Below are 12,587 nucleotides of genomic sequence, written 5' to 3'. Positions count from 1 at the left end.
ACGCACCGTTGGATCCACGCACGCGTGTCCGCCCCCCACGGGACGGGCAGCGCCGGCATCACCCGCCCCGAACCGCCGGAAAGCCTGCTTGAGCTGGTACGCGACCTGCGTGCCGCCGACGGGGCCGGCCGGTGGTTCCTCCACTGGACCGAGCTGGGCAAGAACCCCGAGATCGGACTGTGGGCCACTTCGTCCGAGCCGCATCTGCGCGAAGTGAAATCCCGATTGCTCAAGGAAGTGTCTCCGTACGGAAATCCGCCGGTCGTCGAGGAAATGCGGGAAGGCGTTCCGCACCACCCGCTGGCCTGCGACATCGAATTTCACGACGACGTCGCCATGGCGTCCAGTGAACTCGCACTCGCCGTCGCGCGCGAACCGGTCGCGCCGTACAACGCCCAGCTCGCCTTCACCATCTGGCATCTGCGGCACATCGTGGCGCTGATCCCGGAAGCGGCGCGCAAGGGATTCCTCTTCCAGTGCTGGCAGCACTGGACGGAGGGCCTCACCCCCGCGCAGCGCACCGAGCTGAGAGACCGCGGCGGTCCGGCGGCCGGCGCGCTCGCCGAGGGGCTGCCCGCCATGGGCGGCGAGACGGCCCGGCGCTGGGACGACTACCTGCGCACCCTGCGCCGTACGGCCAACTCCTGGGCGGCCGAGGGCGCGCCGGTCAACTACCTGCTCTTCGACCACGCGCACCTCACCCACCGCAGGCTGCGCATCCCCGCCGTCACGGAGGCCATGGCCGCCCGTACGGTCCGCGCGGTGCTCGACTCCTCCGGCGCCGACATCCAGCCGATCGCGGTGCCCTCGGCCGGGCTCCAGACCGCATGAGCGCCGCCCTGGCCCCGCCCCGGCACGACCGGAGCGGGCCCCACCGCACGAACGAAAGGAGCCCCCGATGAGCCTTCTGGTCGCACCCCACCACCAGGTGGAAGTGGGTCTCGGTGACCGCGCGTACACCGTGCACATCGGCGCCGGCGTACGCGACCGGCTCCGCGACATCGTCCGCGACACCGGCGCGCGGCGCGCCGTCGTCGTCTCGGCGCGCCCCGCCGGACTCCTGCCGCCGCTCGGCATCGACACGCTGTGGCTGGAGGCGCAGGACGGCGAGACGAACAAGACCCTCGCCACCGTCGCCGAACTGTGCAGCCGGTTCGCCGAGTTCGGCCTCCACCACGGCGACGTGGTGATCTCCTGCGGCGGCGGCACCACCACCGACGCCGTGGGCCTCGCGGCCGCCCTCTACCACCGTGGCATGGCGGTGATCCACCTGCCGACGACCCTCCTCGCCCAGGTCGACGCCAGCATCGGCGGCAAGACCGGGGTGAACCTGCCCGAGGGCAAGAACCTCGTCGGGGCGTACTGGCAGCCCCGCGCGGTCCTGTGCGACACCGACTTCCTCGGCACCCTGCCGGAGCGGGAGTGGACCAACGGGTACGGCGAGCTGGCCCGGTGCCACTTCATCGGAGCCGAGGGACTGTACGACCTGCCGCTCGCCGAGCGCATCGCCGCCAGCGTGCGGCTGAAGGCGTCGATCGTCGCCAAGGACGAACGCGACCAGGGCGTACGCCACCTGCTCAACTACGGCCACACCCTCGGCCACGCCCTGGAACGCGCCACCGGCTACCGCCTGCGGCACGGCGAGGCGGTGGCGATCGGCACCGTGTTCGCCGGCCGGCTCGCGGGCGCGCTCGGCCGGATCGACGCCGCGCGGGTCGAGGAGCACCGCTCGGTCGTCGCCCGGTACGGGCTGCCCGTCGGCCTGCCCCCGGGCGTCGGCCACGACGAACTGGTGCGGTACATGCGGCGCGACAAGAAGGCCGACGGCGGCCTCGCCTTCGTCCTGGACGGCCCGACGGGCGCCGAGCTCGTACGCGACGTCCCGGAACCCGTCGTACTGCGCACGCTGGAGGCGATGCCGGTCGAGGACCGGCCGTACGACTGACGCCGGTGCGGCGCCGCCGCACGCGAAACGGCCCGGACGCGGCATCGTCCGGGCCGTTTCGCATGGGTGGGGGGAGGAGCGGAGCAGTTACGATGCCACGCCACCGGCGAGCGTCCGCCCGGACGTGGCGCAGAACGACACCACCTCCGCGGGGCGGTTCAGGATGGCCACCGGGCCCGCGGCGAGCAGCGCCTCCTCGTCCACACCGGCCCACAGCGCGGCCACCGCGGCCACCCCGGCGCCGTGCGCGCTCTGCAGATCCGTCACCGCGTCCCCGATCATCACCGTCTCCTCGGGGCGCGCGCCGAGCACGGACACGGCGAGCCGCACCATGTCCGGGGCGGGCTTGGGGTGCGCCACCTCGTCGGAACCGATGATCGTCTCGAACATGGAGGCCAGTCCGAGCTGCGCGAGGAGCGCCCTGGCCCGGTCGCCCGCCTTGCCGGTGGCGACCGCGAGCGGGATACCGCGCCCGCGCAGCTCGCGCAGCATCTCGGGGACGCCGTCGAAGACCGGCACCTGCGACGCGAGCCGGTAGCTCTCACGGACGAACGGCGCCTCCATCTCCAGCGGCAGCCCCATGATCTTCATGATGTCCGGGAAGTACCGGCCGAGGTGCCGGTTGTACTCCCCGAACGGGGCCTCCCCGGCGCCGACGACCTCCCGGTACGCGACGCTGAACGCTTCCCGCATCACCTCGTAACTGTCGACGAGCACCCCGTCGAGGTCGAAGACGACCGCCCGGAAACCGGTCCCCGGTATCGGCACCGGATACGCGGAAGCCCTGAGGGTGTCAGGCATGGTGATCCTCCGTGTTGAGTAGGGTCGAGTAGGGCACCGGGCGGGCCGCTCTTGTGGAGCGCGCGCCGATCCTGGCCCTGCGGGCCGAGCGGTAGATGCGCTCGATCACCGCGATGGTGCGGCGGACCTCGTCGACGGTCCGCCCCTGCGACGCCGGGTCCGCGAGCAGCCCCGGCAGCTCGTCGAGCTGCTGGAGGTACTCCGCCCCGATCTCCTCCTCCGGCAGCGGCACCCCGGTCTCCACCCCGTCCCGCACCAGGACCAGCGAAGAGCCCTTGCGCCGGTTCGGGCTGAATCCGAAGGTGCAGGTCAGGGTGGCGCTCCCGGCACTGCCGTCGACCCGGATCCGGGTCACGTCGTACGGCTCGTGGGACGCCCAGCTCGCCCGTATCGCCACGGACACGCCGTCCTCGGTCACCAGGAAGCCGCGCGCCGTGTCCTCGACGTCACCGTCGGAACCCGCGTCCTTCGGGGCGTCCTCGCGCCAGGCCGCCTGCGAGGAACGGTCGTTGACGAAGTCGTCCGACACCGTTCCCACGGCCTGGTCGAACCCCACGGGACCCAGGATCGGGCCGACCGTGTCGAGGAGGTGCCAGCCGAGGTCCACCAGCGCCCCGCCGCCCGCGAACTGCCGCTGCGTGAACCAGCCGCCGGCGTCCGGCACGCCACGGGCCCGCACCCACGAGAGCTCCACGTGCCGCAGCTCCCCCAGGTCCTGGCGCACCACCCGCCGCAGCGCCACCACGTCGGCCCGGTAGCGGGCCGCGCTGCCCGCGAGCAGCACCGTGCCGCCCGCCTGCTCGGCGGCGGCGAGCTGCTCCGCCTCCGCCGAGTTCAGGCACACCGGCTTCTCCAGGAAGACGGGGATGCCCATCCGCAGCAGCCGGCACGCGACCGTGCTGTGCAGATGGTTGGGCACCGCCACGACAGCCAGGTCCGTGCCGTCCCTGCTCAGCTCGGAGACGTCGTCCAGCAGCCGCGTACCCGCCCTGTCCTGGGGGATCTCCGCCCGAGCGGCCGGATTGGGATCCACCACGGAGGCCACGGCGAACGAGGGGTGCTGGCGCAGCCGGGGAAGCCAGATGGACTTGGCGGCCCATCCGAGGCCCACCACACTGGTGCGGACCGGAGGGCCGTCCGGTCCCCGCACGCCCACCGGGCCGTTCACGTCCGCGCGACCACGTCGGCGACGACCTCGGCGACGGCGTGCATCTGCTCCTCCGAGCCCAGCAGGGTGCGGTGGTGGATCCAGACGCAGTCCGCGTTGATGGCCTCGGTGTTGGGGCACCTGCGGGCCACCTCGTCGACGGTCTCGTCGGGCGCCGCGTTCTCCCAGAAGCCGTCCGAGCGGTAGATCGCGCGGAACGCCACGAAGGCCGGCACACCCCGCGCCACGAGCTCGTCGACCAGCTCGTTGCGCTTCTCCTCCGCGATGCCCGGCAGGCGGAACATCTGCATGTAGTGCGGATTGGCGGTGACCCGCTCGTCCCGCGCCTGCGGCACCACGCCCGGGATCTCCGCGAGGAGCCCGGCGAGCAGCGGCGCACGCTGCTCGCGCACCGCGATCTGCTCGTCGAGACGGCCGAGCTGGGCCCTGAGCACGGCGGCGGAGAACTCGTTGAGCCGGAAGTTGGATCCCGAGGTCTCGTGGAAGTACTTGCGGTCCGTGCGGGACCTGCCGCAGCTGTGCCGCAGGAACGCCTCCTGGTACGTCGCCTCGTCCGGGAAGGTGACGGCGCCGCCCTCGCCGGCCGTCATCAGCTTGCCGTTCTGGAAGCTGAACGCGGCCACCGAGCCCAGCTCGCCGGCCTTGCGGCCCAGCCACTCCGCGCCGTGGGCGTGCGCCGCGTCCTGGATCAGCGGCACACCGGTGTCGGCGGACAGCTTGCCCAGGGCGTCCATGTCCGCGAAGTGCCCCGCCATGTGCACCGGCATGATGGCGCGGGTGCGCGAGGTGACCGCGGCGGCGGCCGCCTCGGCGTCGAGGCAGTACGTGTCCGGGTCGACGTCCACCGGGACGGCGACGGCGCCCAGGCGCTGCGCGGCCTGCGACGAGGAGATGAAGGTGAAGGCGGGGACAATGACCTCGGTGCCGTGCCCCACCCCGAGGACCTGGAGGGCGAGTTCGAGCGCGTGGGTCCCGTTCGTCACCGCCAGGGCATAGGGCGCACCGTGGCGCTCCGCGAACTCGCGCTCGAACGAGTCGACCTCGCTGCCTCCCATGCGCCACCACTGGCCCTGTTCGAGGGCCCGGATCAGACCCGCGCGTTCCTCGTCTCCGTACTGCGGCCACTTCGGAAGGTCCGCGAGCAGTTGCTGCGCACGATCATTCATGACGGTCCATTCTCTTTGGGGATGAATGCGGCCCGGAGAGTCTGGAAATGTTCCGAGAGGGCCCGGTACTGTTCCGGCGAACCGCTCGGACAAAGGCGCATTCTCATCCGGGGAATATCACGCTAGCGCGCGGACCACATCCGTTCCCATCCCCTACGGGTCCCACTGTTACCCCCCTTACTTCGGGGTGCGGGGGCCTGTGAATACCCCCGCCAATAGCGCAGCTGATACAACCTTCAGGGGGAAACCCTGAAGTGTGCCGAGTTCGCCAGTTCCGCCAGTTCCGCCAGTTCCGCCAGTTCCGCCAGTTCCGCCAGTTCCGCCAGTTCCGCCAGTTCCGCGAATCCTGAACCGAGTGCGAGGTGAGTCATGAGCGCGATACTCCTGCTGAACGGTCCCAACCTCGGAATCCTCGGGCAACGTGAGCCCGAGGTGTACGGCACCGACAGCCTGGCCGACATAGCGCAGGCCGTGCGCGAGGAGGTCGCCGGACCCGACTGGAAGGTCGTGTCGATCCAGCATGACTCCGAGGGCGACCTGGTCCGGGCCGTCCACGACAACTACGACACCGTCGGCGCCATCGTGAACCCCGGTGCGCTGATGGTCGCCGGCTGGAGCCTGCGCGACGCCCTGGCCAACTACCCGCGGCCCTGGGTCGAGGTGCACCTGTCGAACGTGTGGGCCCGCGAGCAGTGGCGCCACGAGTCCGTCCTCGCCCCCCTGGCCTCCGGCGTGGTCGTCGGCCTCGGCGCCCTCGGCTACCGGCTGGGCGCCCGCGCCCTGCTCGCCCTCGCCGCACGGGAGTCCGTGTGAAGGCCGCGGTGACCTGCACCCAGCAGTGGATACGGCGTTACCACCCCAAGCCGGACCGCCGGATCACCCTCGTCGCCCTGCCGCACGCCGGCGGCGCGGCCAGTTACTTCCACCCCCTGTCCGCCGCGCTCGGTCCCCACATCGAGACGCTCGCCGTGCAGTACCCGGGCCGCCACGACCGCAGGCACGAGCCGCCGGTGGAGGACATCGGCGCCCTCGCCGACCGCGTGACGGACGCGCTGATGCCCTGGGCGGGTCCCATCGCCCTGTTCGGGCACAGCATGGGCGCGACCGTGGCGTACGAGGTCGCGCGGCGGCTCGAAGCGGGCGGCGCCCCGCCGGCCGTGCTGATCGTCTCCGCCCGGCGGGCGCCGTCCGCCGTACGGGACGACCGGTTCCACGAGCTGGACGACGACGCCCTCCTCGCGGAGATGCGGGTGCTCGGCGGCAGCGAGGACGCCATGCTCCTCGACGAGGAACTCGTACGGCTGACCCTGCCCGTGCTGCGCAGCGATTTCCGGGCCGTCGCGGGCTACCGGCACTCCGGCGGCCGGCCGCTGACGTGCCCGGTGTCCGCACTGGTCGGCGACAGCGACCCGAGAGTCACCGTCGACGAGATGCACGCCTGGGCGGGGCACACCGACGGCGAGTTCTCCCTCCGCGTCTTCGGCGGCGGCCACTTCTACCTCGCCGACCACCAGGAGGCCCTGACCGGCCTCTTCCAGACGACCCTCGAACGCCTTATGCACTGAAAGGCAGTCTGCTCATGTCCCTGCGAGACGCGGCCCCCCTCACGCGGCTGGTACGAGATGAAGCGGCCCCGCTGGAGGAGATCCTCGACCGGGTGAGCGGTAAGTGGACGATGCGGATCCTGTCCGCCGTGCGCGGACCGCGACGCTTCACCGAACTGGAGCGCTCGCTGGACGGGATCAGCAGACGCATGCTCACCCTGACGTTGCGCAACCTGGAGCGGGACGGGCTGGTGGTCCGCACGGTGTACCCGACGGTCCCGCCGAAGGTCGAGTACGTACTCAGCCCGATGGGCTGCGAACTGCTCGACTCCCTGGCGCCCCTCACGGCCTGGGCGGAGCACAACCTGGCGTCCCTCGAAGCGGCCCGCAGCGCCTATCGCGTCCGCGCCGCCGCCTGAACGCGCAGATTTCCGAGAAATACCCTCAGCACCTCGCCGACCGGTTCTGGAATGACGCTCTCTTCCGCGCGATCCCCGTCGCGGGATTCCGTGGACAGCTCCGCGGGCTGCGGGGTGTCGGCAGTGGCTGTGTCCGTCGAATGCATGAGATCCACCTTCGGCAGGCGAAATATTGAATTCGAATGTAAGAGCCGCGCAATCCGGTCAAGAACCCCCTACGCACCCCTCCGTGCGACCGGATTGCGCCGCACTGGGTCCGGGCCGGGAGAACGCATGAGTCATCTGGGAATCGATGTGGGCGGCACCAAGGTGGCGCTGCGCATCGCGCCGGCCGGTACGGGGAAGCGGCGGGAGACCGTGTTCCACTGGCCGGACACCGGCGGAGTGGACGCCGACATGGACGTGCTCGCAGCCGGCGTCGCCGCGCTGGACGACGCCCCGGCGGACCCGGTGATCGCGGTGGGCGTGGCGGTGCCCGCGACGCTGGACGCCTCGGGGCGCGTACGGGGATGGCCGAACCGGCCCTCGTGGCAGGGCCTCGACCTGCGCCGGCGGCTGACGGCCCTGCTGCCGGGAGCCGACGTGCGCACCGCCGACGACGGCGACCTCGCCGCGCTCGCCGAGGCGGACGCGGCGGGCTGCCGCGACCTGGTGCACTTCGGCGTCGGTACGGGCATCGGCGGCGGCATCGTCCTCGACGGCAGCATCTGCCCGGGCGCCGCGCGCGGTTCGTGCGAGGTGGGCCACGTGATCGTGGACCGGGCGGGGGAGCGGTGCGACTGCGGGCGGCGCGGCTGCGTCCAGTCCGTCGCCTCCGGGCGCGCGGTCCTGCGGCGGGCGGGCGAACGCCTCGGCCGTACGGTCGAGTTCACCGAACTGCGCACCGCCTGGCTGGCCGGTGAGCCGTGGGCGGCCGGCGTGGTGACGGACAGCGCCGAGGCGCTCGCCACCGCGGTCGTGAGCCTGACCGAGCTGGTGCACCCCCGGCTCGTCACGGTGGGCGGCGGCTTCGCGGCGGGACTGCCCGGCTACGTGGAGGCGGTGGCCCGGCACGCCGGCGGGCTGGCCCGTCCGGCCGGTCCCGCGATCCGCGTCCGCCCGGCGGCGCTCGGCGGCCTGTCCTCTCTGGACGGGGCGATGCTGCTGGCCGGGGGTACGACGCACTGACCGAACGGGAGCCCCGCCGACGGCACCGGGAGCCCAGCCGCGCGCCAGCCGAGCCGTTGACCGCGACGGGAGCCCCGAGCCCACACCGCCGCAGGGGGACCCACCGGCCGTCGGGCCGTCACGCGCCCGCGCCGGGATCTCCGGCGCCGCCTGTCATGCGTAGCCGCGCCGGTACGCCGGCCGCGCCCGGCCGCCCGGAGCGCCGGTGGCGCTGAGCCTGCTGCACCGGTGGGCGGCCGAGGGGCGCGCAATCGTACGGGTGGCCCAGCGCGGCCCGGAGTCGGGGGCCAGGGCCGGGTCCTGATTGAGGATGGCGAGTTCCAGCTCCCGCAGCTCCCGCCCCGGGTCGAGGCCGAAGTTGTCGAGGAGGGTGCTCCGGGTGCGCTGGTAGGCGGCGAGCGCGTCGTGCTGACGGCCGCAGCGGTACAGCGCGAGCATGAGCAGCCCGCAGATCCGTTCGCCCGCCGGCTCCATGGCGGCCATCTCCTGGAGCTCGCCCAGGACTTCGTGGTGCCTGTTCTGGTTCAGGGCCTCGCGGGCGCAGTCCTCGAAGACCGCCAGGCGCACCCCGGCGACGGCCGTGAGTTCGGGCCAGGCGATGCCCGCCTCGGTGAGGTCGCTCAGCGCGGGCCCGCGCCACAGGGCGAGCGCCGCGCGCAGCTGCGCCAGCCCCGGCTCCTTGTGCCCCGCCCGCAGTTCGGCTCCGCCCTGCTCCACGAGGCGCCGGAACCGGCCCAGGTCGAAGTTCTCGGGCTCGATGCCGAGCCGGTAGCCGGGCGGGCTGGTCGTGAGGGTGACGGCCCCCTGGGGGCCGGAGTGCCGCTCGATGACCTTCCGCAGACCCGACACCGCGTTCTGCACCATTTTCCGCGAGGTCGCCGGCGGGTCGTATCCCCACAGGGCGTGAATCAGTTTACTGGTCGGTACTACTTCATTCGCGTGCAGCAGGAGAAAAGCCGCAGTGGCGCGCTGGTTGAAGCCTCCCAAATTAATGGGGGTGTCGTTCGAGAATGCGTTCAAGGGACCGAGCAATTCGAATCGCACGCTGGCTCACTCCAGCCGAAGTCGAGGTGCGGACGCTACCGCCGTACCACCCCTCACAGTAAACAAACCCAGCGACCGGTTTGTCAATCTCAAAGACGCCTGAATCGCTCGGACTTGCGACCGCTACATACCCGCAGGTCAACGCTGTGCACTTCCGATCTTGGGCGCCCCTGACGGCCGTCGGGGCCGCTTCAAGATCGCCTGGAAGCGTCACAACAGCCCCTGTGGAGCCCGGCGATGACGCTCCCGGGACCCGATGGGCGCCCAGTTGCCGCCCAGTGGACGCGGGAAAACCCGTCACCCCTGAGGGGTTGCTAGCTTCCGAAGTGCCGCCACATGCCGAGGGCCAAGGGAAACCGGCTCGAGCAGCGGCTTTCGAATCCTTTGGACCTGTCGAAACGGGAGGTGGCCAGTGGAACTGGTCGAACGTGCCGAGCAGGCAATGCATTTGAAACACATGCTCATGGAATGCGACGCCAGGAAAGGCAAGGTGATCCTGCTCGACGGCCCGTCGGGCAGCGGCAAGACGGAGCTGCTGCACCGGGTCGCCGCCCACGCGTCCCGCACCGGCGGCCTGGTCCTGCGCGCCGCCTGCTCCCGTGCCGAACACGCCCTGCCGTTCGGCGTACTGGGGCAGTTGCTGCGCAGCGCCCCCGTCCCGGACGAGACGGCCGCCGAGTTCGAGGAGCTCCTCAGCAGGGCCGCGGCCACCCGGGCCACCGACCCCGCCGCCGGCTCCGGCACGTACCGCCCCCAGGGCGGTGCGGCCGAGACGGTCATCGGTCCCGAACTCGCCCGGGTCCTCGCCGACGTGACCCGTGCGGTGCTGCGACTCGCGCAGAACGCCACCGTGCTCCTCGCGATCGACGACGTCCGGCACGCCGACCGCCTGTCCCTCGACTGCCTGCTGTACCTGGCCCGGCGGACCGGCTCCACCCGGGTCATGGCCGTCCTGACGGACGACTCGGAACTCCCCGACGGCCGCCCCATGTTCCGTACGGAACTGCTCGACCAGCCGCACGCCCGGCGCATGGCGCTGGCCGCGCTGACCGAGGCGGGCGTCGCGGGGTTCCTCGCCGCGCACCTCGACCGGCCGAGCGCGGAGCGCCTCGCCCCCGAGTTCCACTCCCTGGCCGGCGGCAACCTGCTGCTCCTGACGGCGCTGCTGGACGACCACCGGGCCACCGGCGGCGTCCGCCGCGAGGGGTACGGGCGCGCGGTGCTGCGCCAGACGAGCCGGGTCGACCCGCCGGTGGCCGCCGCCGCCCGAGCCCTCGCGGTCCTCGGCGGCTCCGCCAGGCCCGACCGGATTGCCAGGATCGCCGGCATCGACCCGGCCCGCGCCGAGTCGGCGCTGCGTACCCTCGCGGCGGCCGGACTGGTCAACGGCCTCGCGTTCCGCCACGACGTCGCCCGCCAGAGCATCCTGGACGATCTCCCGGCCGACGAGCGGACGACCCTGCGGATCAAGGCCGCCGAGCTCCTGTACGAACAGGGCTGCCCGGCGCCGGAGACCGCCGCGCTGCTGGTCGAGGCGGACCGCCCGGCCGCCGCCTGGAGCGTCGACGTCCTGCTGGAGGCGGCCGAACAGGAACTCATCGCCGGCCGTTCGCACCGCGCCGCCGCCGCCCTCGAAGCGGCCCTGCGCGCCCGCCCCGAACCCGCGGCCGAGCACGCCGCGATCGAGGCCCGGCTGGTCCAGGTACGGCGCCTGTCCGACCCCGCGACGGCCGAGAACCACCTGGCCGCGCTCGTCACCGCGGCCCGTGACGGCGACCTCGCGCCCGCCCACACCGTCGACCTCGTCCGCCAACTCCTGTGGCAGGGGCGCACCACGGAGGCCGGTGAGCTCCTGGAGCGGCTGCGCGGCACGGAACTCGAACCGCACGGCGAGGTCGCGGCCCTGCTGCACGACACCGAGCAGTGGCTGGCGTGGACCCACCCGACGCTGGCCCGCAGGGGCCGCAAGCCCCGCGCGCCGCTGCCGGCCGACGCCGCCGCGCAACCCGCCGACCCGTGGTGCCGGCCGACCGCGCTGCTGGCCGACGCCCTGGTCAACGGGCGCAGCCACGACGTCGTGCAGCGGGCCGAACAGGTGCTCAAGGACCGGGGCCCGAGCTACGACATCACCTGGCCCGAGGAGCCCGCACTGCTCGCGCTGAGCGTGCTGCTCAACGCGGACCGCCCGGACGCGGGGGCCTGGTGCGACCGGCTGCTGACCGAGGGGCACACCCCGTACTCGCCGACCTGGATGGGTCTGCTGTCGTCGGCCCGCGCCGAGGCGGCCGTCCGCCAGGGCGACCTCTCCCGGGCCGTCGACCACGCGCAGCTCGCCCTGAGCCATGTGGCGCCCAACGCGTGGGGCGTCGCCCTCGGCGCCCCGCTGAGCACCCTGGTCCTCGCCACCACGCGGATGGGGCAGTACGACGAGGCCGAGTCGTATCTGACCCGGGCCGTGCCGAAGGCCATGTTCCAGACCCGGTACGGGCTGTACTACCTGCACGCGCGCGGCCAGTTCCACCTGGCCACCGGCCACGACCACGCCGCGCTCGCCGACTTCCTCGCCTGCGGGGAGCGGATGCGCGCCTGGGGCATCGACGTCCCCGGCGTCGTGCCGTGGCGCACCAGCGCCGCCGAGGCGTGGCTGGAACTCGGCAACCGCGAGCAGGCCGCGCGGCTCGCGTACGACCAGCTGGGGCGGCCCGGCAACAGCGGTGCCAGGACCAGGGCGGCGGCGCTGCGCGTGCTGGCCGTCGGCGGGCCGGTGGGCCGGCGCCCGCAGATGCTGACCGAGGCGCTCGACCTGTTCGAGCAGTGCGGCGACCGTTACGAGCAGACCCGGGTGCTGGCGAACCTCAGCGACGCGTACTCCGAACTCGGCGACAACCGCAGGGCCAGGACCCACGCCCGCCGTGCCCGCCACCTCGTCACCCTGTGCGGGGCCGCGCCGCTCAGCGAGGCGCTGCTGTCCTTCGGCGACGAGGGCGACGAGCCGGCCGGGGCGAACCCCGCGGTCACCGACAGCACGCTGCTCACCGGCTCGGAACGCCGGGTCGCGGCACTGGCGGTGGGCGGTTACACCAACCGTGACATCGCCGCCAAGCTGTTCATCACGCCGAGCACGGTGGAGCAGCACCTCACCCGGATCTACCGGAAGCTGGGCGTCACCTGCCGCAAGGACCTGCCGATAGAACTGACGATGAGCGGCGTCGAGGCGGTGGGCGCCGGCGGCGAAGCGTGAAAGGGCCGGGCGGTCCGCACAGGCGGACCGCCCCGCCGCGCGGCGGGGCACGCGACGTGAGCCCCCGCCCCCGGCCGCCGGGGCCACCGCCG

The 12,587-nt window shown here is 72.8% G+C and carries 12 protein-coding genes; 7 read left to right on the top strand and 5 right to left on the bottom strand.

Annotated features, from left to right (window positions below; all coding sequences use genetic code 11):
* Positions 1 to 24 precede the first annotated feature (24 nt).
* Both ACWGH0_RS20430 and ACWGH0_RS20425 read left to right on the top strand, forming a co-directional pair.
* Complete coding sequence (locus tag ACWGH0_RS20430; protein WP_453405584.1) at positions 25 to 831, top strand: hypothetical protein; 807 nt, start codon at positions 25 to 27, stop codon at positions 829 to 831.
* 67 nt (positions 832 to 898) lie between these two features.
* On the top strand, positions 899 to 1,945 hold the full coding sequence (locus ACWGH0_RS20425; RefSeq protein WP_453405583.1) for a 3-dehydroquinate synthase family protein: 1,047 nt from the start codon (positions 899 to 901) through the stop codon (positions 1,943 to 1,945).
* Positions 1,946 to 2,032: 87 nt separating this feature from the next.
* Here ACWGH0_RS20425 and ACWGH0_RS20420 read toward each other — a convergent pair whose 3' ends face one another.
* The 4 genes from ACWGH0_RS20420 to ACWGH0_RS20405 form a co-directional block, all read right to left on the bottom strand.
* Positions 2,033 to 2,746 carry an HAD-IA family hydrolase gene (locus tag ACWGH0_RS20420; protein WP_453405582.1) on the bottom strand — a complete coding sequence of 238 codons (714 nt, stop codon included), beginning with the start codon at positions 2,744 to 2,746 and terminating at the stop codon, positions 2,033 to 2,035.
* On the bottom strand, positions 2,739 to 3,914 hold the full coding sequence (locus tag ACWGH0_RS20415) for a Gfo/Idh/MocA family protein (protein WP_453405581.1): 1,176 nt from the start codon (positions 3,912 to 3,914) through the stop codon (positions 2,739 to 2,741). Before ACWGH0_RS20415 ends, ACWGH0_RS20420 begins: the two co-directional genes overlap by 8 nt.
* Positions 3,911 to 5,080 carry a DegT/DnrJ/EryC1/StrS family aminotransferase gene (locus ACWGH0_RS20410; RefSeq protein ID WP_453405580.1) on the bottom strand — a complete coding sequence of 390 codons (1,170 nt, stop codon included), beginning with the start codon at positions 5,078 to 5,080 and terminating at the stop codon, positions 3,911 to 3,913. The genes ACWGH0_RS20415 and ACWGH0_RS20410 overlap by 4 nt, the downstream gene beginning before the upstream one ends.
* Before the next feature lie 236 nt (positions 5,081 to 5,316).
* Positions 5,317 to 5,451, bottom strand: coding sequence for a hypothetical protein (locus ACWGH0_RS20405; RefSeq protein ID WP_453405579.1), 135 nt, complete (start codon positions 5,449 to 5,451; stop codon positions 5,317 to 5,319).
* On the opposite strand from ACWGH0_RS20405, the gene ACWGH0_RS20400 reads away from it, so the two are divergent.
* From ACWGH0_RS20400 to ACWGH0_RS20385, 4 genes are all read left to right on the top strand, one after another.
* A complete protein-coding gene (locus ACWGH0_RS20400; RefSeq protein ID WP_453405578.1) occupies positions 5,450 to 5,893 on the top strand; it encodes a type II 3-dehydroquinate dehydratase in 444 nt (147 codons plus the stop codon). The genes ACWGH0_RS20405 and ACWGH0_RS20400 overlap by 2 nt on opposite strands.
* Complete coding sequence (locus ACWGH0_RS20395) at positions 5,890 to 6,645, top strand: thioesterase II family protein (protein ID WP_453405577.1); 756 nt, start codon at positions 5,890 to 5,892, stop codon at positions 6,643 to 6,645. Before ACWGH0_RS20400 ends, ACWGH0_RS20395 begins: the two co-directional genes overlap by 4 nt.
* 14 nt (positions 6,646 to 6,659) lie before the next feature.
* On the top strand, positions 6,660 to 7,043 hold the full coding sequence (locus ACWGH0_RS20390) for a winged helix-turn-helix transcriptional regulator (protein WP_453405576.1): 384 nt from the start codon (positions 6,660 to 6,662) through the stop codon (positions 7,041 to 7,043).
* A 273-nt stretch (positions 7,044 to 7,316) separates the two neighbouring features.
* Positions 7,317 to 8,210, top strand: a complete 894-nt coding sequence (locus ACWGH0_RS20385; protein WP_453405575.1) for an ROK family protein — start codon at positions 7,317 to 7,319, stop codon at positions 8,208 to 8,210.
* Between the two features lie 153 nt (positions 8,211 to 8,363).
* On the opposite strand, the gene ACWGH0_RS20380 is transcribed toward ACWGH0_RS20385, so the two are convergent.
* The gene (locus ACWGH0_RS20380) at positions 8,364 to 9,254 is read right to left on the bottom strand and encodes an AfsR/SARP family transcriptional regulator (RefSeq protein WP_453405574.1); all 891 of its coding nucleotides are present in this window, start codon (positions 9,252 to 9,254) and stop codon (positions 8,364 to 8,366) included.
* A gap of 412 nt (positions 9,255 to 9,666) precedes the next feature.
* On the opposite strand from ACWGH0_RS20380, the gene ACWGH0_RS20375 reads away from it, so the two are divergent.
* Positions 9,667 to 12,495, top strand: a complete 2,829-nt coding sequence (locus tag ACWGH0_RS20375; RefSeq protein WP_453405573.1) for an AAA family ATPase — start codon at positions 9,667 to 9,669, stop codon at positions 12,493 to 12,495.
* Positions 12,496 to 12,587: the final 92 nt, after the last annotated feature.

This window comes from Streptomyces sp. NPDC054887 (genome assembly GCF_053610585.1).
This window is presented reverse-complemented; position numbering and strand designations above follow the sequence as displayed.

Excerpts from the sequence above, each read along its gene's own strand:
- ACWGH0_RS20410 (WP_453405580.1), bottom strand. The coding sequence starts at position 5,080 with ATGAATGATCGTGCGCAGCAACTGCTCGCGGACCTTCCGAAGTGGCCG.
- ACWGH0_RS20390 (WP_453405576.1), top strand. The coding sequence starts at position 6,660 with ATGTCCCTGCGAGACGCGGCCCCCCTCACGCGGCTGGTACGAGATGAA.
- ACWGH0_RS20400 (WP_453405578.1), top strand. The coding sequence starts at position 5,450 with ATGAGCGCGATACTCCTGCTGAACGGTCCCAACCTCGGAATCCTCGGG.
- ACWGH0_RS20385 (WP_453405575.1), top strand. The coding sequence starts at position 7,317 with ATGAGTCATCTGGGAATCGATGTGGGCGGCACCAAGGTGGCGCTGCGC.
- ACWGH0_RS20420 (WP_453405582.1), bottom strand. The coding sequence starts at position 2,746 with ATGCCTGACACCCTCAGGGCTTCCGCGTATCCGGTGCCGATACCGGGG.
- ACWGH0_RS20405 (WP_453405579.1), bottom strand. The coding sequence starts at position 5,451 with ATGACTCACCTCGCACTCGGTTCAGGATTCGCGGAACTGGCGGAACTG.
- ACWGH0_RS20425 (WP_453405583.1), top strand. The coding sequence starts at position 899 with ATGAGCCTTCTGGTCGCACCCCACCACCAGGTGGAAGTGGGTCTCGGT.